We start from the raw sequence: 23,110 nt of genomic DNA on the forward strand, positions 1-23,110 counted from the left end.
CTCCCCTATTTACCGAGCACGCTCGCAATTCGCTCGCTCGCATGCCCATCCCCATACGGGTTCGAAGCCCGGCTCATTGCCGCATACTCCTCTTCGTCGGACAGCAGACGGGAAAACTCAAGATAGATAACGTCCTCCTCAGTGCCCACAAGCTTCAACGTGCCCGCGGCAACCCCCTCAGGTCGCTCGGTGGTGTCGCGCATCACCAACACCGGCTTGCCCAAGCTAGGAGCTTCCTCCTGTATGCCGCCCGAATCGGTAAGAATGAGATGACTCGCAGCCAGGAAGTTATGGAAGTCAAGTACCTCCAGAGGATTGATGATATGGAGACGATCGAAGCCGTCCAGCTCCTCGTGAGCCGCCTTGCGTACGAGTGGGTTCATGTGAATAGGATAGATCGCCTTGGTGTCGGGGTGCTCCTCCATCACGCGCCTGATCGCGCGGAACATGCAGTGCATGGGCTCGCCAAGGTTCTCGCGGCGGTGTGCCGTGATCAAAATCAGGCGACTGTCGCTGGCCCACTCCAACTCTGGGTGGGTATAATCCTCGCGCACCGTGGTGCGCAGGGCGTCGATGCCGGTGTTGCCGGTCACCCATATCTTCTCGGCACGCTTGCCCTCGTCGAGCAGATTCTGCCTACTCGCCTCCGTAGGTGCGAAGTAATACTCACTGACAATATCCACGGCCTGACGATTGAACTCCTCGGGCCAGGGACTGTATATGTCGTGGGTGCGAAGCCCCGCCTCCACATGCCCCACGGGAATCTGCAGATAGAAGCAGGCGAGCGCTGCAGCAAAGCTTGTGGTCGTGTCGCCGTGCACGAGCACCACGTCAGGCCCTTCCTCCTCGAGAACGGCCTTCAGCTTCAGCAGTACGTCGCACGTGACGTCGAATAGCGTCTGGCCCGGCTTCATGATTGCCAAGTCATGGTCGGGCGTTACGCCGAAGACGCGCAGAACTTGATCGAGCATCTCGCGGTGCTGACCTGTCACGGTCACAACCGTCTGAAACTCGTCGGGGCGGCTCTTGAGCTCGTTCACGAGCGGACACATCTTGATGGCCTCCGGGCGCGTCCCGAAGACAAGCATCACTTTCTTCAAACCTGCTTCTCCCTGCATCTCTTTAATGACTTACAGCTTATAGACGTTCTCGCCGTCACCGCACACGTTGCGCGGATCGATCAAGATACGACCGCCGAAGGCCTCGGGCTTGCCCTTGATCTGGGAATGACCCACCATTACGATAACCATCTCCAGGCCATCCAGGAACTCCTCCATGGAGTGCACCTGGCCCGGAACCTCGTCGCGCTCGACCCACGGGTCGTACACCTTCACGCCACCGCCGCACAGGTGCTCTTCCATGGACTCGAGCATCTGCAGCGTGGGGCTCTCGCGCACGTCGTCAACGTCCTCCTTGTAGGTCAGACCGTAGATGCCCACCTTGGAGGCATCCTTGATCCCACGCTCGGCCATAACCTCGTGGGCACGATGCAGCACATACTCAGGCATGCCCGCGTTGGTCTGAAGCGCAAGGCGGATGAAGTTTGCCGTTTCGGGGTAGTCGCCCACCAGGAACCACGGGTCGACGGGAATGCAGTGGCCGCCAACGCCGGGGCCGGGCTGCAGGATGTTCACGCGCGGGTGCTTGTTGGAGATGCGGATGACCTCCGCCACGTCCATGCCGCCGATACGGCAGATCTTAGCGAGCTCGTTGGAGAATGCGATGTTAATTGCGCGGAAGGTGTTCTCGACGACTTTGGTCATCTCGGCGGTACGGATGTCGGTCACACTGATTTCGCCCTGACAGAAGGTTGCGTAAATCTTAGCAACCTCCTCGCCCACCTCGGGGTCGTCCGCACCAATCGTACGGTTGTTGTGCAGCAGCTCGTAAACCATGTTTCCTGGGATGATGCGCTCCGGGGCGTGCACGAGCTTAACATCCTCACGCTCGGCCTCGATGAGCAGCGGGCGCACAAAGCGATCCACCGTGTTGGGCGAAATAGTCGACTCGATTACGAGCACGGCGCCCTTCGGGGCGACCTCGAGCACCGTCTTGCAGGCGGCAATCACATAGCAGGGGTCAATCTTCTTGTCCAGCTTATCGTAGGGCGTCGGTACGCTCACGATGTAGGTATCGCACACCTGATACTCGGTCGTGAATTTGATGCCAGATTTCAACGCGTCGACGAACAGCTCGTCAAGCCCCTCCTCCTTGAAGGTAGTGTGGCCGGCGTTCAGGGTTGCCACGAGTTCTTCGTTGTAGTCGGTTCCCACGACCTCCACGCCGTGCGTGGCCATCATGAGCGCGGTGGGCAGTCCGATATAACCGAGACCGATAACGTTAACCATTGATTTTAATCCTTTCATTTGTTTGTTTGGTCTTATATACGGCATCGGACAAAACAGCGATCATCTTATCCGCCATAAGCTTTCTTGAGTACTCCCGATTCATGAAATCAACCGCCGCTTCGCTCATTCTGGCGAGATTGCGCGCACGATCAGCCCTCGAGGCAAAAGCCTCGAGTTCGCTGATGTCTTCCTCCTCGCTTCCACACAAAGCAATACCAGCACCGCTCCTACGAACGAGCTCAGATGCATCACCTTCCGGGCCTACGAACAGAACAGGCACACCTCGGGCAAACGACTGGAATATCTTCGATGGAATGGTTCCCGAGAATTCAGCGCTCTTTTGGAGCGAGACAACGGTCATGTGAACCCCTGCGTAGCGCGGTTCAAGCTCAGCCATTGGAACACCATGCTCAAGTTTGAGAAAACCGTAGTCTCCAGTAGCAACCAACTGCTCTAGCTCGTCGCGAGCAGCACCCTCGCCTATAAGCTCATAGCTTGATGCAAGCCCAAGGTTAACGATTCGCTTCACGTACTCCACCGTCGCAGGCACGTCCTGAGATAATCCCATAGTCCCAAAGTAACCGAAACGCAAAGGGCCATCCCACATGTGTTTACATGCAACAACATCGGCTCCATTGGGAACAATAACGATACTGTCGCCCGGAACACCAGCCGCCTCAAGGTCCTTCTTAAACCCATCGGTAAGCGCAACGACGCAATCTGCAGCTTTGCAGAAAGATAACTCCAGTGATTTCATCGCAGCTACCTTTGCGCCCCTGCTGCCTGTCGCCAGCATCTGCTTGTAAGTAAGATCGCGAAACTCAACCACAAGGGGCAGGCGGCACTTCTTTGCATAGTGAACGCCGAGCCACGCAGCGAAGACGGTCCCGCATGTGACGAGCACTACATCATAATTACTACCAACAGGCGATTTCTTACCCAGGTTTTTCAGGCCATTAGCGATGAAACTGACACCGCTCTCTATTCGCTTCGCAAAGCTTGTGTTTGGCTGAATCTTTGACGCGGAACGAAAGACTCTAACACCATCAATCAATTCTTCAACTAGAGGTTTCATCTCATAGCCGTCGAACAAGCGACCAACGGGATAATTCGGCCATCCGGTGAACACAGTTACATCATGGCTCTCACGCACCCAGATACGCGAATGCTCGGTCGCCCTGAATGATGCAGCGATATTCTCAGGTTTATAAAACTGCGAAAAATACAGGATACGCATTTCAGTCTCATCTAATTCGATGCTAACATGGTTAGTTTCTTTGCGCCGACAACACGACGCCTACGGTTTGTGCGCTTCATCTGAAATCGCTCACGACAAAATGCTTCTTATGCCGAACAAATCGAGCCCACACACCCATTGGGAGTGATTACGCCGCAGCTTCAAAGAGCTCCTTTCGATTAAACGAACGCAAGCGGAAGGTTGCATTACTTGCCCCTCCTCATCGCCTTGAAGGTCTTCACGAACACACGGGCGTCCAACCCAAGCGACTGATGACGCACATAAAACAACTCGCGGGCTTGCCTCTGACCGCTCTGCCAAGTCGAGTTATTTCGATCAGTCACTGCCCACCAACCCGTGATGCCCGGCTTACAGGACAAGACTTCTTCGCGAGCGTCACCGTATTCGTATGTTTCTTGCAACGTCACGGGACGGGGCCCTATCACTGACAAATCCCCAGATAGTACGTTCAGGAACTGAGGCAGCTCATCGAGCGACGTGCGTCGTAGGATTCGCCCCACACGGGTGATACGCGGATCATCGTCAAGCTTCTGCTCGCGCCTCCAAGTCTCAAGCTGAGCTGAAGACATATACCTCTCAGGATGCTCATGGGCGTCAGAGACCATCGTCCGCAGCTTGAAGATGTAAATCTTCTTACCTCCCTGCCCAATACGCTCCTGCCTAAAAAATGGCTTACCCGGCGTATCGACACAGATCGCAGCACATGCAACAGCTACGGGAACAGCTAGCACCAAACACACCCCCGCGCTAAACGCAATGTCAAAAACTCTCTTTGCTACGAGATAGCCAACGCCACCTTTTTTGGGAGCAGCCACGCTTGAATCAGGCGCAGGAGCCTTATACGCCCCATTTGGTGTGCAACACTCCACGCAATTCGAGTTCTTGGTAGACATGTAACATCCAATTGCGGAGTTGCATTCGCATGAGCTCCCTGCGCCCTCATCATTTCTGATATCGATAAGCCTATCCTCATCTAGTCCAGAAGCACACGCTACAGCACGACCCGGATTAGCCCCGGGAGAGGCGATAGCGTTCCTGAAAGCTAGGGCCAAAACCTTCCTGGCCACTATGCGCACACCGCCCCGAAAACGGGTTTTGCAAGAAATTGGGCTTCCATGCCACGGATGCGGTTACAATTGAATTTAGAGATGCGACGCATCCGCAGGCCGTTCGCAAAACAGCTCACGACCTGCGAAAACGCCTTTCCTTTGTTCGTGCTAGATTTGGCGGGAAGCGCGAACGCACCCATGGATTTCTCAGAGAACTCCGGGCGCGTTTTTAATATGCGCAAAGGGAAATCGTTACGTATCACGTTAATAAACTGGGGAAGCTCGTCTACCGATGTGCCACGAAGAACTCTTCCCAGCGGAGTAATGCGCGGATCGTTGTCGACCTTTCGTTCCCTATTCCACATTTCCAGCTGTTCCGGAGAGAGATATTTCTCGACATTTTCCGAGTCGGCAACCATCGTCCGAAATTTAAATATACGGAATGGTTTTCCGCATCTTCCAATACGCTCCTGCGTATAAATTGGCGACCCCTTCGTATCCAGCGCTATCGCCCCACAGAGCACCAAGCACGGAACGAACCCCACAACAACCACGCATAGACTAAACGCGACATCGAGTAGACGTTTAACGAATCGATATCCAAAAGACCGGCTGTCGAGCTCCTTACATTTCGCAGCAAACTTAGGAGCGCCGGGTTTGAAGCACTCCTGAGATTCAAGAACGTTCGCTTCAGGAAAAGCGACACCCTTTACGATATCACTATGCAGCGTTTGGAACTCAAACGTTTGCATCCCATCATTGCTATATTCAATGTTTTCATTAGAAGTTACCGCAGGGGACATAGCACCCCCCCCCCCCCGAGAATGTTTTCTTTCGCTTTCTCAAACATCACGATTCCGCCTCATCTTCAGAGAGCTGCCCTACCGACAAATAAATTTGCTTTGCACCGGATCGGTGCGAACTCAGAGTTCCCATCGTCTCGTCCTGCCTAGATCGAAAGCCCGTTGCGCGAAACGGACAAAAAGCGGCCAAGAAGGGGAGAATCGATGCGAAAGTCGCGTTTTGCAAAAACCCCTCGCATCTCGCCGTACCCGGCGATAGAATATTCGAAAAGATCTTGCGGCACCCCTACAATGGCGCAAATAGCAGACCTGAACTGCAGGGATGCCGCAATTCGAGTTCGTGCTAATCTGGCGGGAAGCGCGAACGCACCCTTATACTTCATAGAGAACTCCGGGCGCGTTTTTAACATGTGCAAAGGGATGCCGCCTTTGAGGACGTTCAGAAACTGCGGCAATTCGTCAAGCGAGGTTTTGCGAATGAACTCACCTACGAGAGTCACACGCGGATCGTCGTCCACCTTGCGTTCCATCTCCCACTGCTTAAGTTGATCGGGATCCAAGTGCTTCTCCACGTCGTCGGTATCGGCGACCATGCTGCACAGCTTGAGCACGCGAATCACCTTGCCGCCCTTCCCAATGCGCTCCTGCGAGTACATGGGAGCGCCGGGACTTTCCATGAGAATCGCCACGCAGGCAATTGCGACCGGAATAGCGAGCACTACCGTAACCCCTATTAAAAACACTACGTCAAAAGTTCTTTTGACGACGCGATAGACTAAGCGTCGATCGGTATTCGCGACAACAGGCTCAAGATTCTCGGCTTCGGCGGCCTCCTCGTTCGAGAGGGTGCTCTGCGCCGCATCCACCCCTGCGCCGTCTTCATCCCCAACCCCCGCGCTCGTCCTTACATAACCGCCGTTATCAGACTTTTCGTCGAGCGGTTTGCTCGTATTCGCGTCGGAAGCCCCCGCTTCCGTCACCTCGACGCACCCGGTAGCCGCCCCATCGTTCGCAAGCACAGCCGCTCCCCCGCTAGCCAGCATATCTATTGATTTGTCAGAATCGTTTTTGAACAATTTCCAATCCAACTTTGACGGTTTTCGTTCTGCCCATAATCTCGATGTCCAAGTAGGCCAGCCGCTTGTGGCGGTCTATCTTCTTGATCAAACCCGTCTGATGCATAAGCGGGCCGTTGAGGATCACGATCTGGTCGCCTTCTATCACGCCGCTCGAAAACTCGATCACGCGCTGGTCGGGTTTCGTGAATGCGTTGATGAAGGCAACTTCCTGATCATTCAGGGGAACGAACACATCGTTGTTGGAAAGAAGTCGCGTGAACTTGGGGATATCCCGTAAAGCGACTTTCAACTTGTTAGGTTTATCGCTTACTACAAATATATACCCAGGGAGCAGCACCTCTTGCGATGTGCGCCACTCCCCTTTGATGCGTTTCTTCACCTCGTATCGAGGTATGAACGATTCTTCGATAAGGCCCGGCTCGACTAGCTTTTGCATCAAGTCAAGCACGTGCTTTTCCTGGCCGCCGATGGTTTGCACAACGTACCACATGCCACCACCTCCCCGGTCAAAACGGTAAAGACATAGCTTCGCCCCGACCTTTCGACCGAAGGCTACAACAACGATATGTTTTCCTGATTGATCCGGAACGCGCTCCCAGCGACGATCCCGCTTTCCTCAAGATATGGCAGCCGCATCAGCGCCCAAGCGCTTCGCAGCCGGTTGCCGCTTTCGCGGCGGTTGCAGTTTCCTGCTGCTAGACCTCCCTTTTCAGGAGAGCTAGCAGAAGGAAGCTGCTTCTAAATACGGGCGTGAGCTCCACGCGTCCGGTAGTTCTTCCTGGCCTCCGCCAAATACCCGTAATGCTCAACGCGGTGAGCGTCACTGGCAATGTACGAGTACAGGTTCTCGTCGAACAGCCGCTTCGCGGGCTTTCGTTCGGCGCCCATCCTGCCGCCAGCAACGAAGTCCGCAGAAGCTTGCAGCTTACAGCCCTTCTTCACCAGCCTTCGCGCCACCTCGACATCCTCCTGAATGGCCTTGTAGCGCTCGGGATGCGCGATGATCACCTGAAAGCCCTTGCCCTGCAGCTCGTAGATGGTTCGCTCGTACACCTCGAAGTCGGGCTTGCGAGCCCGCGTGGAAAGCTCCAGCAGAAACTCGTTGGTCCCATCGAAGCACAGACGGTCGGCCCACTCCATGCCCAAATCCATGAGCTTGGCATGGTTCACTTCGAAGCCCATGGTCAGCGGAAAGCCGCCCGCGTGCGCCACCAGCAGCTCGTAAGCATCCCACATGGCGTCGTAGTCGAAATACGGATCGCGGCAATGAGGCGTGCATACGATAGACGTAACGCCCGCAGCTTGAGCGGCGTCCAACATGGCAAGCGACTCGTTCAGGTCGCGCGCGCCGTCGTCAACGCCGGGAAGGATATGGCAGTGCATGTCCCTCATCGACCGTTACGCCCCTTCCCTGCCGGGTTGGACGATACGTATGTGGCACGATTGGCTGCTTGGCTTGCCTCTACGCCATGACGAGAGACCCCGCGGTTCACTTGAGGAGCATTTTGAACACGAGAAGAACGACCGGGCACAGCTTGCGCCTGCGGGATAACCTTATCCGCGCCGTCCTTCAATCGACTGCCGTCTTGAGTGTAGTACGCGTAGTAGTATTCGGAGCCGGTTCCCTCGCAGAATGTGGCGCAGATGCCCAGGATATTGGCGTCGGCCTTCTTCAACTGCTCGCACGCATCCAAAAGCTCGGTGCGCTTGGTTGAGTTCGGCTTCACCACCATCACGGTGCCGTCCACCAGCGTGGACAGAATAGCCGCGTCGATGAACGTTCCAACCGGCGGAGTGTCGAACACCACGTAATCGTAATTCTCTTCCAAAAGCGTCACCAGCTTGGCATAGCGCTTCGACGAGATGATGTCGGCCGGGTTCGGGATGTTCGGCTCGACGTCCAGGAAGTACATGTTGGGCGTAGACGTGGCGACAACCGCCTGGGAAAGCGGAGCGGCGTCGGTCAGCACCGAATACACGCCTGCGGGAGGGCGCACGTTCAAGGCATCGGCCAACGTACGGCGACGCATGTCGGCCTCCACCAGCAGCACGGTCTTGCCCGACGTAGCGATGGCGCGCGCAAGCTCCACCGAGCAGGTCGACTTGCCCTCGTTCGGCACCGAACTGGTAATCACGATGGTGCGAATAGGATTGTCGGGCGACATGAAGCGAATGTTCGCGAAGAGGGTCTTCGCCGCGTTCTGCACTTCGAGCGCGTTGGATGCAGACTTCTTTTTCTTGGCCACGACTCTCTCCTCCCTAGTTCTTGATGGTGGGTATGCGGCCGATAACCGGCAAGCCCAGCAACTCTTCGGCTTCTTCAGGATTGCGGACGCGCGTGTTCACCATGTCCAGCACTACTACGATGGCAACAGCCAAAAAGATGCCGGCCAAAAACGCGACTGCCGTGTACATAGCGCGCGACGGGCCCGACGGCTCTACGGGAACCTTGGCCTGGTCAACCACGTTCACGCTCTCCACGCCCATGACCTGCTGGGCAACCGTAGACAGCACCTTGGCGATCTCGTTCGCCACGATGGACGCCGCCTCGGCCTTCTCCGCCGTAACGGATATGTCGATGACGCGCGTGGTCGTGCTCGACTCGACCGAGATCTTGTAACCCTTCAACGACTCCATGCCCAACGACTGAGCCGTCTTCTCCTGCACAGTGTCCGACTTCGCCAGGGTGGCAATGTCGTTGGCCATGAGCTGGCTAGCAGTCAGGTCGTTGTAGGCAGTGGTATTAGCCGTACCTTCTTTTTCCTTGGAGTTCAGGACGTACACGGACACCTTGGCCGTGTACTGGTTGTCAAGAAGGCCCCAGCTCACGCCCGCCGTTGCTACGGCAAGGACGATCGGGAGCACAATGACCAAGGCCAAGTGCTTGCGAAGCAGTTTGAACAGTTCGAGCAGTGTCATGCGATCATCTTTCTATTATCAGCGGCGTCCCGCTACTTACCTTCAACCTTCAGTCCCACGGACTCCGGATTCTTGCCCGCATCGACGGCCTCCATCAACGCCTTCCAGCCTTCGGGATTCTCATAGCACAGCCAAAGTCCCGTATCCGGATCGATATCGCCCTTGTAAGGGCCGGTGCAGGTATAGATGGAAGGGCTTCCCGACTGAGCGAAATCCATAGCCAGAGAGATCATGGTCTGCAGCTCCATGTTGGTGGTCACGCACGCGGAAAGGCGCTGCACCAGGCCGGGGATCTCTGCCGGCGGCGCCTGGAGCACGCTCTTCAGCAAAGCCATAACCATAGCGCGCACGTTGGACTGGCGTATGGCGTCCTGATCGTCGCCGTACGCGGTGCGCATGCGCGCGAGGGCGACGCATTCGCTGCCGTCGAGCAGCTGGTTGCCGGCCTCGATATGAACAGCGGGCTGGTCCTTGGTGTACACCTCGTAATCAATGGTGTACGGAACATCCACGTAGATGCCGCCCATGGAGTCGACGAACTCGGCCAGACCAGCGAACTCGATCTCGGCATAGTAGGTGATGGGAACGCCGGTCAACTGCTGCACAGCCGTAACCGCGCCCACGGCACCGCCTTCGGCGAACGCCTGGTTGATCTTGGTTTTACCGCCATTGAGCATGTAGGGCGTGTCGCGCGGCACGGACACCATGGTAATGGCGTGGTTGACGGGGTCGACGCGCGTCAACACGAGCGCGTCGGAGCGCTCGCCGTACGTTTCCCAGTTATCCGAACCCACCAGCAGCACATAGAAGGGCTTCTGCTGGTTGTCGGCAGGGGTCAAAACGGTATCGAGCTGGGATTTCTCTTGAGCATCCATGGCCATGTTGCCGGCGAGCGTACTGGTGTACCAGCCTGCGTACGCAGCGGTACCTCCAACGAGAACCACCAGCACAACGGCGATGATGAGAAGTGCGCGCTTGAGCTTCTTATGCTTGCGGCGCTTTTTGCGGACGCGAATGATGTCATCGTTCGAGGAAGGGTATCCGGAAGGCTGGCCGGCATGAACGCCCGCTGGCTGATAGCCGCCCTGCACGGGCCGGGCCGGGGCCCCGTAAGGGCGCTGACCTCCTTGAGGCATGCTGTGGGCCACTTCAGGAACAGGCGCAGCACCGTTCGCCCTACGAGCTTGGTCGTAAGGGCGGCCAGGCTGCTCGGGGGTGCCGTGTCTGCCGGGCGTCATGCGATTGTAGTTATCACGCGGTTCCATAAAAGGTTCAGCTGTTCCGTTCTCGCTTGTCGTTAAAAGAGCGCTTTCGCGCTCTTGCCTCCCCGATGCACGCTATGTTCGATAGGTTTATAGCATGAATCGGTTTGATATGTATTAATCATCTCAACTTTTCTCCCAATCATACTGGCAAGATATCGCTTTAGCAACAAGAATTTGGCATATGGCAAAAAGCACCCCCCCCCCCGATTTTTTGTTTTCGCAGATCAACTGCATATTTGTAAAATTATCATTTATCGTTTCGCATAAATTTTTTTCGAGATCAACACAGCGCCTACATCCATCGAAAAACCTATCGTTTCGGCAGGAGATTTTTCTTTTTTTCGTGCCGCTTCGTCCCTGTACCGCAGACGGCAGGCAAACAACCGCGAACGTCTTCCACACGCTCGCCGCTACTAAACGGGCAAGGCCAAACGTGCAGTCGCCAGACCCGGCTTCCGTGGAGATTCGCACACATTCAACGTGTTTCTGGGCGTTCTCTCTTCCTATATGAAGCCGCAAGGGCCATACTAGATGGTCGCTTCACACGAAATTCTTTCTCGTTTCTTTTCGCGCGTTCGCATAGTTTCGCCAAACAGATTGAGATAAGCGGCTCGGGTCAAGCGCAATGCACGCCGCAGGAGCGGGTGCGAACAGGGCAGCGCTTAGAGCCGTCCCCTTCTTGCAGGGGGAGCTGAGGGCGCATGCGAACAACCAGCGCGCATGAAGGCGCGCATGAAGAGAACGGAACAGAATATGTCCAAATTTGCCGACCTCGGCCTTTCCGAAGCTGCGCTTGCCGCAGTTGAGCGTCTGGGCTACGAGAACCCCACCCCCGTACAAGAGCAGTCCATTCCGCTGATCATGGAAGGCCGCGACCTGATTGCCGCCGCCAGCACCGGCACCGGCAAGACCGCCGCGTTCCTGCTGCCCACGCTGTCCACCCTGCCCCGCCTCAAGGGCCGCAACCGCGCGCCTCGCGTGCTGGTAGTCAGCCCCACCCGCGAGCTTGCGCAGCAGATCGCTCGCACCTGCATGCAGATCTCGCGCAAGACCGGCCACTTCGTGACCACGGTCTTCGGCGGCACGCCCTACGGCCCGCAGATCAAGGAGCTGCGCGGCGGCACCGACGTGCTCATCGCCACCCCGGGCCGCTTGAAGGACCTCATGTCGCGTGGCGTAGTGGACCTGAAGAGCGTCGAAACGCTGGTGCTTGACGAAGCCGACCGCATGCTTGACATGGGCTTTTTGCCCGACGTCACCACCATTGTGGACGCTACGCCGGAATGCCGCCAGACGCTTCTGTTCTCGGCCACCATCGATCAGTCGATCCAGAAGAACCTGGGCTCGCTTTTGAACGACCCCGCGATTGTCGAGATCGCCCGCAACGGCGAGACCGCCAAAACGGTCGAGCAGTTCATGATGCCCATCAAGAACCACGAGAAGCCCGAACTGCTGCAGGCCGTGCTGAACGAAAAGGGCTCCGAGCGCGTCATCGTGTTCGCCCGCACCAAGAACCGCACCGAGGATTGCGCCGAGGCGCTGTGCGACGCCGGCTTCCGCGCCGAGTCCATCCACTCCGACAAAAGCCAGGGCCAGCGTCGTCGCGCGCTCGAGAACTTCCGTCGCGGCAAGACGTCCATCCTGGTGGCTACCGACGTTTTGGCGCGCGGCATCGACGTGCCCGACGTGGACCACGTCATCAACTTCGACCTGCCCGACATGCCCGAGGACTACGTGCACCGCATCGGCCGCACGGGCCGCGCGGGCGAGCAGGGCTACGCCATCTCTTTCGTCACCCGCGAGTCCAGCCGCACCATGCGCGACATCGAGAAGCTGATCGGCAAGGATATCCCGCTTATGGAGCTGGAAACCTACGAGCTGAGCCTTTCCGTGCTCGAGAAGCCGAAAAAGGGCGCAGGTCAGCGCAGCGGCGGCTACAAGGGCAAGGGCGGCAAGAGCAGCGGCCGCTCCTATAACGGCAACCGCTCCTCCGCAAGCGGACGTGACGGCAATCGCGACAACAAGCGCCCCGCCGGTAAGAGCTTCGATGGGAAGCGTTCGGAAGGCAAGAGCTTTGCGGGCAAGCGCGACCAGGACAACCGTCCCGGACGCAGCAACCGCCCTGAAGGCAAGCGCAGCGAGGGACCGAAGCGCGAGGGATGCTTCGACCGCAAGTTCGAGGGCCAAAAGCGCGAGAACGTTTCCAAGAACTACTCCAACGCGGCCAAGCGCGTCTCGAAGAAGAGCAACGCCGAGCATCAGGCGAACGAGAAGGCCAAGAAGCAGCGTAGCAAGCACAACAAGCCCGCTACGTACGACTACAGCCGCTTCGTCTAAGCCGCCCGAAACGTACAATCTACGATAAAGCGCCCCGGTTGTTAACGACCGGGGCGCTTTTACATACAGGGAAGAAATAACGGCTGAAAAAGAGGCAAATCCATCCCGCACCTTCCCCCTACACGTCGATAGGGGCGCTCTGAGCAGCGGCTTTGCGACGCTTGCGATCGCGCCACCAATGGGAAAGGCTGAACACAAGCCACTCCACCAACGGAATGGTCAGAAACGCCACCCAAGCCGGATGCGGCTGGCTCAGAACGAACGCCATGTAGAAAAACCAAGCCGTCACTCCCAGCGGATACGCTCCGGCAATAAGCGGAGCGATGCGCCGACGCCCCACGGCATGGCCCACCATATAGTACAGCGGCACGGTGAAGAACAGGAACAAGCCCATCCCCCATTGCCCGTTCATGATGCCGATCAGCAGGTACGCCAGAATAACCACGAGCGGATAGGGAAACTTCAGCCATGACCGCTCGAACTCGCGCAGATAATGCTTGCGAACCGGGATGCTCTTCCCCACCTCGTCACCGTACTTCGCGCGGGCATCGTCAAGCGTCTCGAAGCGCTCGCCCTGCACGGTGTAGCCGCACGGATCGTCCCACCGGCCACTGCCCCGATGGCCGTACTTGGCGTGAGCGTCGTGCCAGCTATCGAACTGCTCGCCGTTGATGACCACGTTATCGCCGTCGATGAAGACCTCGTCGTCATCCGGGCCGTTCTTGGGGCTTTTCACATGCACGCCATTCCACCCGACATGCACCTCTTCGCCCTTCTCTCCATCGATTACGTGAATTCCTTCGCGCCAGGAAATATGAACTTTCTCCGCGCCGTCCTCCACGTGGATGCCCCCGACGCCTATGCGCACTTTGGAAGGGTTCTCCGTATTCGGGACCTCGTCGTCCGTAGGCGCTTCCTTCGCACTGGACTCATCGCGATTCTCGCAGGCCGTCGCCTCGCGCTCGGAAGCCCGGTCGGCCGCCTCGAATATCACGTCATCTTGCATGCCTTCGTCCACGTACAGCAAATCGTCCAGCGACACCCCGTACAGCTGCGCGAGCGCGATCAGGTTATCGGTGTCGGGGGAAGACTCGGACCGCTCCCATTTCGACACGGCCTGACGCGACACGCCCAGCCTCTCGGCCAAAGCCTCCTGAGACAACCCGGCTTGTTTGCGACGCTCGGCCAGACGCTGCGCGATCTCTACGTTCATCGTGCTCCCTTTCTCGTTTCGCTCATCATAGCGTATTGAAAAGAGTACGGTTGCAACGCTTCGAGCGCGACCAATTTCAGTTGGAATCTTGCGCAACTTTTGGTTGCGCTCTCGGGAGCAACGCAGGTCGCACAATCGCAAGCTGCGGTTTCACGCTCGCACTGCCCATTCGCGCGTTCGCACCGAATGCAAACGCACACCATGCGGAAACCGTCGACACAGGCGTTTCCACAGGGCGTTGAACAAGGCTCCTTACCACGAGCGATCCATCTGAAACCCGCCGCGAAGCGAACGCCCGGCCGCGTGGTCGCAGGACCCACCGAGCGTTCGGGCAAACGGTCGCGCCAAACGCGATCTTGCGCACGAAAAACCGCCCCCGATGGCAGGTTCTTGCGGTTTGAGGTCGTCGAATCGGGTGCTGCTCTTGTTGACGCTCAACCCGATTTTCGTTTTGCCTGATCACAGCTTCGACTTGGCGCGCTGCACTTTCACGAGCACTCTTTACGTGCGACCAAACGACCTCAAACCGTCAAAAGCTGCCAGCGGGAGCGGTTTTTCGTGCGCAAGCCCGACCCCTCCGTTGGATAGCGTCTTCGCAGCGGAAGCCAGGGGCCTCCCTCCCGCATCGCGCGGCCGCGCTGCGAGACCGCTGAACCCGCGAACGCCCGCCCACACCGCGAGACCCATCGGCCCATCCGGTCGCGCATCCCTCGGCGAAAAGCCTCAAACTCTACGGCGTCGAATGTCGACGATCACCCAGATAGACAAAATGGCAGCACCCAGATAGCCGAAGAACGCCAGGACGGGCACGCCCAGAAGCCGGGGCTCCATTGTGGACAGCGACAGCATGGACGAGCCGATGAACAACCCGGCGATGATGATTCCCATGGTCAAGCGGTTGATGATCTTGGCCAGCTTGGACAGCGGCGCTTCGGATCCAAGCACCTCCATGTTCATCTTCAGCTGCCCGCGCGTGAGCATCTTGAGCGCTTCACCTGAGTACTGGGCCGCGCCGAGCGCGCCGTTCGCGGACGAGCGCAGCGCAAGCACCAGATCCTCGACGGCCGAGATCAGCTTGTCTTGCGGATCCTTCGATCGTTGAATATGCGCGTTGATGATGCCGACGACGCTTTCATTGGGAATGAACGGCGCAATGGTTCCTTCCAACGTCACGATGCCGCGCGACACGCTGGTGATAGAGGACGGCAGCGTGACCTTGCAAGAACGCGTGAGCATAAGGATATCGGCAAGAAACTCGCCAATGTCGATATCGGCCACATCGCATGACCCGTAATCTCTCAGCAACAAATCAAGGTCGGCCAGGAAACGCGTATGGTCGATCACCCCGTTGTCCTTCGAAGAGGCGAACGACATGAGAGCATCTTTAAGCTCCGCGGAATCCTGCATGCCCACCGCTTCTATGATGCTGCCGAAGCCCGCACGGTCGCGCGGCGACAGGCGACCCATGTTGCCCAGGTCGATATACACCACCTTGCCGTTGCGGATAAGCAGGTTGCCCGGATGCGGGTCGGCATGGAAAAACCCGTGATCGAGAATCTGGGTGGCATAGTTGTCGAGGATCTTCTCGCCGATCTCTTCAAGCTGATACCCAGCGGCGTGCAACCGATCGACCGCCAAGATGGGAATGCCGTCGATATATTCCATGACCAGCACGTATTCGCTGCAAAGCTCCGGGTACACCCGAGGGCTGTCGACGAACGCCACGTTCGCGTTCAAGCGCGCGAACTCTTCAAGGTTCGCCGCCTCGCGCTGGAAGTCGGTTTCCTCAAGAAACGTGGCCCACAGCTCCTCGACCACGTCGCGCAGATCGAGCATCTGCTCGTCTTTCATGAAGCGCGACGCCTGGCGCGCCATCGTGCGCATGATATCGATATCCTGCGCCATCGTGGCCTTCACGCCCGGCCGCTGTATCTTGATGGCCACGACGTCCCCCGTCGCAAGGCGAGCTTTGTGCACCTGCGCAAGCGACGCGCTGCCAAGCGGCGTGGGGTCGATGGCGTCGAACAAATCCCCCTGCGCATCGCCGTACATGTCATTGAGCGCAGCGAGTATCTGGTCGAACGGCAGAGGGTCGCACTCCATCTGCAGCTTTGCAAGCTCGTCGCAGTAAGCCTTCGGAAGAATCTCCGAGCGCGTGGAAAGGGTCTGCCCGATTTTGACGAAGCTCGGGCCCAGATCTTCCAGCATGGCTCGAAAGCCTTCGGGCGTGAAGCCGTGCAGCACGCGATGCTTCTGAAGGATCGAATATATCTCCTTCAGCCGGCGCGCCCTCGTCTTCCGGTTGAGATTGAAGCGCCCTTCCGGATCGATGTCCGCGCCGGTGCTGAAGAAGTGCTTGAGTACGGTGTTGTCGATCATGCGTTCATTCGCACGCTATGCGCCGGGAACCTGCTGGTCGGCACGCTCTTCGCTCTTGGCAGGATCGTCCACCTCGACGCAAGACGCATCGCCCACTTCGACGTCGGCCGGCTTGGAATCCGCCTTCGCAGCGAACTCCGCGGCTTTGGCGGCGAACTCGGCTCGCTCTTCGGGCGTCATAGCGGCCATGCGCGCCTCGAGCATGTCGTAGCGCATGGCGGACACGGCGTCCTCGGCCTTGTGCTTGAGCTCGGTGTTGATCTCTTTGCCTTGATCAACCGTGAGTTCGCCCTTTGCGATCAACTGATCGACAAGCTCCTTGGTCTTCTCCCCGGTAATAGCCATAGCGCCGATACCGGCCAAGAAAATGTCTTTGAATCCGTCGCTGAGGTTAGCCATGGATGCCTCCTTCGCCTGCGATTCGCCGGGCAATCGAAAACCCAGCCTTTGCAATCATGATGCACTAAATCGGCGAAAAGGGCAATGCGCGCAAGGAAACCGTCATGTGAATGCAAATGCAGAGAAGCGGAGCCCCGAACTGAATGCGAACCGCCGCTATGCAGCGTTCTCGCGGGCGAGCGCCAGTTGGTCGGGCAGCGCCGCGTGCGAGGCTTCCGCCCCAAGAGCCGCCACGCGTGCGGAAGCCACGCCCTCGAGCGCGCCTCGCGCAGCCAGCGCATGCTCGCGCGCGCCGGAGGCTTGACGGCCCTCTACGTACGTGGCGGCCATCACGGCGCACACGATAACGACGGCCCCGGCAAAACCGGCAGCGGAAAGCACCTCGCCAAGCAGGACGAACGAGAACACGGCGGTGAACACGGGCTCTCCCGTCAAAAGCAGCGACACCGACGACGACGGCAGCGCCGTCAACGCCAAGTTCTGCAGCAAAAACGTCAGGCACGTAGAAAGCAGGGCCAAAAACGCGATGGTGCCCCACGCGATCGGCTGCACGGCAGCCAGATCGACCGGCGCTTCGAACGCAAGCGCGCAAACCAGGGACACGACGAACGACATGGCTATTTGCGTGCCGGCCACGGCAACCGCGTCAAGCTCGGCCAACCCCCGCTCGCCGAACACGAGTGCCCCCGCCAACGCAACGGAGGACAGAAGCCCCAGGACCTCGCCCCATCCGAAAGTCAGAGCCCCGCCGTTGTTGCACAGCAGATACAGCCCCACGACGACGGCAACTTGAAACGGGATGAAGGCCAGAGGGTACCGGCGCCGATTCACCACTGAAAAGAGCAGCGGCGCGAACACCACGGGCAAAGCAACCAGAAAGCCCACGTTGGTGGCCGTGGTCAAATCGAGCGCCACGTTGCAGGTGAGGTACGCAAGCGCCATGCATACGGCCGAAGGCACCCAAACGCGCAAGCGCACGCCCTTGACCTGGCGCACGATACGCGGACCGAAGAACAGCGCGAACACGAGCAGCGCCAAGCCGAAGCGAATGGCCAGGCACCACAGCGGCGTGATGCTGTCGTACGCCATCTTCGTGATGGCGTTGCCCGACCCGAAGATAACGGTCTGCAAAACGACAAGAGCCACGTAAGGCCAACGCTTGCTCGAACGATTCGCCACAGCTCCTCCTTCCACGTGCGCGACGGTGCGACAGACAGCGTACGAAATAAAAGACTTCTATCAAGAAGCCTTGCACGACTACGATTGAATTTCCGACATACTACGGGTTCGGCTATAAAAAGTAAAACGAGACTATCTTTTCAAAAATTAAAGTAATTCTTGTAAAGCCATGTCATACCCCTTGTTCGTTTGCGCAATAAACGCGAGAATCACGATATCGACGCGAAAGGCGAACGGTATGGGCAATCAGAAATACGAGGCGCTTCTCAAAGTAGCCGAAACGGGCAGCTTCAAGCAGGCGGCGCACGACCTTGGGTACACCCAAGCCGGCATAAGCTACCTTGTGAACTCGCTCGAACGAGATCTGGGCGTCACCTTGCTGGTAAGGGAGTACGGCGGCACGCGCCTCACGGCGGAGGGCCAGGACCTGTTGCCCTGGATGCAAAACGTCTGCAACAGCGAACGACAGCTGGAAGCGCGCTTGGCCGAACTCAAGCATCTGGAAAGCGGCATCGTCCGTGTAGCGGCTTTCACCAGCACGGCAACCCAGTGGTTTCCCGGCATAGCGAAAACGTTTCTGGCCCAGCATCCCGGCATCGACCTCCAGCTCATCTGCATGGACGACGAGGATGCGCTGGAAGAAGCCGTATATCGCGGCGACGCCGACTGCGGCTTTTTCGTCTATCCCATCAAAATGGAAATGGATTCCCTGCCCCTGCGCCACGACCCCTTGCTCGTGGCGCTTCCCCCGGATCATCCGCTGGCCGACGCGCCGCGCTTCCCCGCACGCTCCCTTGCAGGCGAGCCCTACATACGGCTGCTCAGCGGAACGTCGTCGGAGATGGAAGCGCTCTTCCGCAACAACGGCGTGGAAGCCAACGTGCGCTTCACCGTCGACAGCGACTATGCGGTGATGAGTATGGTGAGCGCAGGGCTGGGGTTCAGCGTGCTGCCCGACCTCATCCTGCGCAACGCTCCCTTCCCCATAGCCGTGGTGCCTCCCGAAGTGGAAACGAGTCGCGAAATCGGCATCGCCGTCCGCTCGATGAAAACAACCTCGGCCGCGACGAAGGCGTTCTTGGACGTTACCGAGCAATGGGTGGCTAAAACGTACGGCCAGCCGAATCAGGCTCGGTAGGAAGAGGAACCGATCCCGAGCAACGGGGGAACGTCCGAGCAGCGCCCGCACACGTACGTAGGGCTTTCGCCAAGCAGCATGCCCCGCGAGAACATACCCCAGAGCGCTGCCGCCGTCGCGCATCCCGCGGCGTTGCCCGCCTGCATGTCGAAGGGGCTATCGCCCACGTACAGGCACGCTTCGGGACGAAGGTCGAGCAGCCGACACCCGTGAGCAACGGGACCGGGGCTCGGCTTGTGCTCCGGCCAGTCGTCGGATCCCACCACGAAATCGAAGTAGCCTGCCAGGTTGAAGCAATCGAGGCCGCGCATCGCCGGATCGTGCCGCTTCGAAGTGACCACGCCAAGCGGGACTCCTTCGTCTTTCAGGCGGTTCAGCATGTCGATCGTATCGGGAAAGAGCCTGATGAGGTCGTCGTGGATCACGGCGTTGTGCTCCCGGTACACGCGGCACAGCTCCTCGTGCACGGAATCGTCGTCCGTGAAATCCCGCATCTGCGTGTTGAGCGGCTGCCCCACCTTGGCCATAAGCGCCTCATCGGGAACGACTTCGCCCAGCACCGTGCGCGTGGCATAGCGAAACGTGGCCAGCAAAAGATCGTACGTATCGAGCAACGTACCGTCGAGATCGAACAGAACTGCCTGGATGTCGCGTTGCACAACGTCTCTCTTCCTCAATACACGAGCGCGCAAGCAATGTCCCGGGTGAAACGGACGAGGCAAGGGAAGCGTGCCCCCTTGCCTCGTCTCAACCTACCCTATCCTTGGACCTGCGCGCGTCTTTTATTCGAACAAGCTGCCGAAGAGCGAAACCTCGGAGCCCCACACCTTCGAGTTGCGCTGCGCGAACGCAAGCGCGTCGGTCAGCGCGGTCAGAGGGATGTCGCGGCGCGCACCGGTGCTGCGGCGCTTGATCTCCACCTTCTGCTCCGCCAGGCCGCGCTTGCCCACGATGATCTGCAGCGGCCAGCCGATCAGGTCCGCGTCGGCGAACTTCACGCCCGCGCGCTCCTTGCGATCGTCGATAGCCACCTCAAGGCCCATCCGCGACAGGTCGGCCGCCAGCTTCTCGGCCGCAGGCTGCACCTCGTCATCGCCCACCGTCAGCGGAATGACGCACACATGAGCAGGGGCGACGGTCAGCGGCCAGCTGATGCCGTTCTCGTCGTTGTGCTGCTCGACAATGGCGGCCATGGTGCGTGAAACGCCCACGCCGTAGCAGCCCATGAGGAAGGGCTGCTCGGAGCCGTCCTCCGTCATGAAGGTGGCGCCCATGGAGCGCGAGTACTTGTCGCCTAGCTGGAACACCTGGGAAACCTCGATGCCGCGCGCACCCTCCAACGGAAGCCCGCAGGTCGGGCAGCTGTCGCCGGGACGCACGATGCACAGGTCGGCCCATTCGTCCACCTTGAAGTCAACGCCCAGCTGCGCTCCCACGTAGTGATAGCCGTCCTCGTTCGCTCCCACGACCCACTTCGGTACCGCCTGCAAGCTGCGCGCGGCGATCACGTACGCATCCTCGGGCAGACCCACCGGGCCCATCGAACCCTTGTGCAAGCCGAAGGACTCCATGTCCTCGTCGGTCAGCAGCGTGAACCCGCCAGCCGCACGGGCAGCCTTGATCTCGTTGAGCTCGTGATCGCCGGGCACGAACATGACCACCAGCTTGCCCTCGTCGTTCTTGCCGGAAAGCGCCTTCACCGTCGAGGACTCGGGAATGTCCAGGAACGCAGCCAGCTCGGCGATGGTGTGGACGTCGGGCGTCGCAACCTTTTCCATGGCCGGAACGTCGTAGACGGTCGGGCGAGCCAGGCAGTCGCCGGCTTCGGTGTTCGCGGCGTACCCGCACGAGCAATGAACGAGTTCCGCTTCGCCAGCCTCGGCAAGCGCCATGAACTCGCAAGTCACGCTGCCGCCGATCTGACCCGGATCGGCCTCGACCGGACGGTAGTCAAGGCCCATGCGATCGCAGATGCGGCCGTACGCCTCGCTCATCTCGTCATACGTTTGCTGCAGCGATTCCTGGTCGGCATGGAAGCTGTACGCGTCCTTCATGATGAACTCGCGGCTGCGCAGAAGGCCGAAGCGCGGGCGGATCTCGTCGCGGAACTTCACCTGGATCTGGTACAGCGAAAGGGGCAGCTGCTTGTACGAGCGCAGCTCGTTGCGCACCAGCGCGGTGAGCAGCTCTTCATGGGTGGGTCCCAAGCAGAATTCATGGTCGTGGCGATCCTTCAGGCGCATGAGCTCGGGGCCGTAATCGTTCCAACGGCCGGACTCGTGCCAAAGCTCCGCCGGCTGCAGCGCGGGCATCATGATCTCCTGAGCGCCGATAGCGTCCATCTCCTCGCGGACGATGCCCTCCACCTTGGACAGGACGCGCTTGCCCAGCGGCAGGAACGTGTACACGCCCGACGCCGTTTTGCGAATGAAGCCAGCGCGCAGCAGCAGTTTATGGCTGGCGATCTCCGCATCGGTGGGATCTTCCTTGAGCGTGGGGGCGTAGAGCTGGCTCATACGCATGATGTTCGAATTCGTCATAGCTTTCCAATCTCCTCCATCAAAGCGTCCACGATGGCTTCTTCCTCCACCTTGCGGACGACCTTTCCCTGTAAAAACACCACGCCCGACCCCTTGCCGCACGCAACGCCGATATCGGCGTCGGCAGCTTCGCCGGGTCCGTTCACCACGCATCCCATGACCGCTACCTTGAGCGGCTTGTCCAGCCCCGCGATGCGATCCTCAACCTGCCGCGCCATGCCGATAAGGTCGACCTGGCAGCGACCGCACGTCGGGCAGCTGATGAGCTCGGGGGCGCGACGGCGCAGGTCGAGCGCCGCAAGCAGCGTCCAACATGCGCGAATTTCCTGCACGGGATCGTCGGTAAGCGAGATGCGCAGCGTGTCGCCGATCCCCTCTTCCAGAAGAATCCCCAGGCCGCACGCGCTCTTGATGGCGCCTTGGAACGTGGTGCCCGCCTCCGTGACGCCAATGTGCAGCGCAACGTCCGGAAGCTTTTCGCTGAGCAGGCGGTACGTGCGCACCGTGGTCATCACGTCATGAGCCTTCGCGCTTACCACCAGGTCCCGAAAGCCGCGGCTTTCGCAGTAGCGCGCGTAGTCGACGGCCGAAAGCGCCAGCTTCTCCGGCTGCGAAAGATCCTCGCGAGCCGCAATGGCATCGTCAAGCGAACCGGCGTTCACGCCGATGCGAATGGGAATACCCGCCTCGCCTGCAGCGTCGAGCACGGCATCGGTCTTGGCCAGCCCGCCGATATTGCCGGGATTGATGCGCAGCTTCGCCGCGCCGCGTCGCGCCGCCTCGACCGCGATGCCCGCGTCGAAGTGAATGTCGGCCACCACGGGCAGCGGAGATTCCTCGCACACGGCCTGGAATACGTCGAGGCAAGCGCGCCGGGGAATGGCCATGCGCACGACTTCGCACCCCGCGTCGGCCAGCGCCCGGATCTGGGCCAGGTTCGCAGCCACGTCGTCGGCCGGCGCGTTGAGCATCGACTGCACGACAACGGGCGCGCCGCCGCCCAGCGGCACGTCGCCGACCATCACCCGACGGGTGCGTTCGTTCGGTTTGGCGTCGATCGCCATCGTTTCTCCGTTTCTGATCCCCGCCGATCGCGAACGCGATGCAGCAGAACCGCGCCCGGCTCCAAAGGGCACAGGGCGCACGAGTGCATTGCAGGTTATTCTACCGCTGATTGACCGCTCGGCGAAGCAAATGCACAGGG

20 protein-coding genes are annotated in these 23,110 nt (G+C 59.1%); 2 read left to right on the top strand and 18 right to left on the bottom strand.

The window, feature by feature from the left end:
* Nucleotides 1–5 precede the first annotated feature (5 nt).
* From wecB to ACTQZK_RS03080, 11 genes are all read right to left on the bottom strand, one after another.
* The gene (gene wecB, locus ACTQZK_RS03030; protein WP_041240358.1) at nt 6–1,100 is read right to left on the bottom strand and encodes a non-hydrolyzing UDP-N-acetylglucosamine 2-epimerase; all 1,095 of its coding nucleotides are present in this window, start codon (nt 1,098–1,100) and stop codon (nt 6–8) included.
* Between the two features lie 30 nt (nt 1,101–1,130).
* Nucleotides 1,131–2,348: a nucleotide sugar dehydrogenase gene (locus ACTQZK_RS03035; RefSeq protein ID WP_041239419.1), complete on the bottom strand. Its 1,218-nt coding sequence runs from the start codon at nt 2,346–2,348 to the stop codon at nt 1,131–1,133.
* A complete protein-coding gene (locus ACTQZK_RS03040) occupies nt 2,341–3,585 on the bottom strand; it encodes a glycosyltransferase family 4 protein (protein ID WP_114513252.1) in 1,245 nt (414 codons plus the stop codon). The genes ACTQZK_RS03035 and ACTQZK_RS03040 overlap by 8 nt, the downstream gene beginning before the upstream one ends.
* A 206-nt stretch (nt 3,586–3,791) precedes the next feature.
* Complete coding sequence (locus tag ACTQZK_RS03045; RefSeq protein ID WP_441898412.1) at nt 3,792–4,499, bottom strand: sugar transferase; 708 nt, start codon at nt 4,497–4,499, stop codon at nt 3,792–3,794.
* Between the two features lie 173 nt (nt 4,500–4,672).
* Entirely contained in the window at nt 4,673–5,458 is a 786-nt protein-coding gene (locus ACTQZK_RS03050) for a sugar transferase (RefSeq protein WP_441898414.1), read from the bottom strand.
* A 146-nt stretch (nt 5,459–5,604) separates the two neighbouring features.
* Nucleotides 5,605–6,546 carry a sugar transferase gene (locus ACTQZK_RS03055; protein WP_441898416.1) on the bottom strand — a complete coding sequence of 314 codons (942 nt, stop codon included), beginning with the start codon at nt 6,544–6,546 and terminating at the stop codon, nt 5,605–5,607.
* Nucleotides 6,515–7,027 carry an antiterminator LoaP gene (gene loaP, locus ACTQZK_RS03060; protein WP_441898418.1) on the bottom strand — a complete coding sequence of 171 codons (513 nt, stop codon included), beginning with the start codon at nt 7,025–7,027 and terminating at the stop codon, nt 6,515–6,517. Before loaP ends, ACTQZK_RS03055 begins: the two co-directional genes overlap by 32 nt.
* A gap of 248 nt (nt 7,028–7,275) precedes the next feature.
* Entirely contained in the window at nt 7,276–7,929 is a 654-nt protein-coding gene (locus tag ACTQZK_RS03065; RefSeq protein WP_123191195.1) for a CpsB/CapC family capsule biosynthesis tyrosine phosphatase, read from the bottom strand.
* Nucleotides 7,926–8,783 (bottom strand): CpsD/CapB family tyrosine-protein kinase, encoded by an 858-nt coding sequence (locus ACTQZK_RS03070; protein ID WP_216529107.1) that lies wholly within the window; start codon nt 8,781–8,783, stop codon nt 7,926–7,928. Before ACTQZK_RS03070 ends, ACTQZK_RS03065 begins: the two co-directional genes overlap by 4 nt.
* Nucleotides 8,784–8,796: 13 nt before the next feature.
* On the bottom strand, nt 8,797–9,456 hold the full coding sequence (locus ACTQZK_RS03075; protein ID WP_216529106.1) for a YveK family protein: 660 nt from the start codon (nt 9,454–9,456) through the stop codon (nt 8,797–8,799).
* Nucleotides 9,457–9,488: 32 nt separating this feature from the next.
* Complete coding sequence (locus ACTQZK_RS03080; RefSeq protein WP_441898420.1) at nt 9,489–10,721, bottom strand: LCP family protein; 1,233 nt, start codon at nt 10,719–10,721, stop codon at nt 9,489–9,491.
* Between the two features lie 753 nt (nt 10,722–11,474).
* On the opposite strand from ACTQZK_RS03080, the gene ACTQZK_RS03085 reads away from it, so the two are divergent.
* Entirely contained in the window at nt 11,475–13,058 is a 1,584-nt protein-coding gene (locus tag ACTQZK_RS03085; RefSeq protein ID WP_216529104.1) for a DEAD/DEAH box helicase, read from the top strand.
* A gap of 118 nt (nt 13,059–13,176) precedes the next feature.
* On the opposite strand, the gene ACTQZK_RS03090 is transcribed toward ACTQZK_RS03085, so the two are convergent.
* The 4 genes from ACTQZK_RS03090 to ACTQZK_RS03105 all read right to left on the bottom strand — a co-directional run bounded on the left by ACTQZK_RS03090 (nt 13,177) and on the right by ACTQZK_RS03105 (nt 18,228).
* Nucleotides 13,177–14,271 carry a helix-turn-helix transcriptional regulator gene (locus ACTQZK_RS03090; protein ID WP_216529103.1) on the bottom strand — a complete coding sequence of 365 codons (1,095 nt, stop codon included), beginning with the start codon at nt 14,269–14,271 and terminating at the stop codon, nt 13,177–13,179.
* Nucleotides 14,272–14,994: 723 nt separating this feature from the next.
* Entirely contained in the window at nt 14,995–16,650 is a 1,656-nt protein-coding gene (locus tag ACTQZK_RS03095; protein WP_428421006.1) for an ABC1 kinase family protein, read from the bottom strand.
* Between the two features lie 15 nt (nt 16,651–16,665).
* On the bottom strand, nt 16,666–17,049 hold the full coding sequence (locus tag ACTQZK_RS03100; protein ID WP_441898423.1) for a phasin family protein: 384 nt from the start codon (nt 17,047–17,049) through the stop codon (nt 16,666–16,668).
* 156 nt (nt 17,050–17,205) lie between these two features.
* Nucleotides 17,206–18,228 (bottom strand): DMT family transporter, encoded by a 1,023-nt coding sequence (locus tag ACTQZK_RS03105; protein WP_441898424.1) that lies wholly within the window; start codon nt 18,226–18,228, stop codon nt 17,206–17,208.
* 238 nt (nt 18,229–18,466) lie between these two features.
* On the opposite strand from ACTQZK_RS03105, the gene ACTQZK_RS03110 reads away from it, so the two are divergent.
* Nucleotides 18,467–19,366, top strand: a complete 900-nt coding sequence (locus tag ACTQZK_RS03110; protein WP_114567086.1) for a LysR family transcriptional regulator — start codon at nt 18,467–18,469, stop codon at nt 19,364–19,366.
* Here the strand turns inward: ACTQZK_RS03110 and ACTQZK_RS03115 are convergent.
* The 3 genes from ACTQZK_RS03115 to ispG form a co-directional block, all read right to left on the bottom strand.
* Nucleotides 19,354–20,025, bottom strand: a complete 672-nt coding sequence (locus ACTQZK_RS03115) for an HAD family hydrolase (RefSeq protein WP_114567087.1) — start codon at nt 20,023–20,025, stop codon at nt 19,354–19,356. The genes ACTQZK_RS03110 and ACTQZK_RS03115 overlap by 13 nt on opposite strands.
* Before the next feature lie 123 nt (nt 20,026–20,148).
* The gene (locus tag ACTQZK_RS03120) at nt 20,149–21,906 is read right to left on the bottom strand and encodes a proline--tRNA ligase (protein WP_441898426.1); all 1,758 of its coding nucleotides are present in this window, start codon (nt 21,904–21,906) and stop codon (nt 20,149–20,151) included.
* Nucleotides 21,903–22,970 carry a flavodoxin-dependent (E)-4-hydroxy-3-methylbut-2-enyl-diphosphate synthase gene (gene ispG, locus ACTQZK_RS03125; RefSeq protein WP_441898428.1) on the bottom strand — a complete coding sequence of 356 codons (1,068 nt, stop codon included), beginning with the start codon at nt 22,968–22,970 and terminating at the stop codon, nt 21,903–21,905. Before ispG ends, ACTQZK_RS03120 begins: the two co-directional genes overlap by 4 nt.
* Nucleotides 22,971–23,110 lie beyond the last annotated feature (140 nt).

It is taken from the genome of Paraeggerthella sp. LCP19S3_G8, from assembly GCF_052119225.1.
In the GTDB taxonomy this organism is placed as follows: domain Bacteria; phylum Actinomycetota; class Coriobacteriia; order Coriobacteriales; family Eggerthellaceae; genus Paraeggerthella; species Paraeggerthella hominis.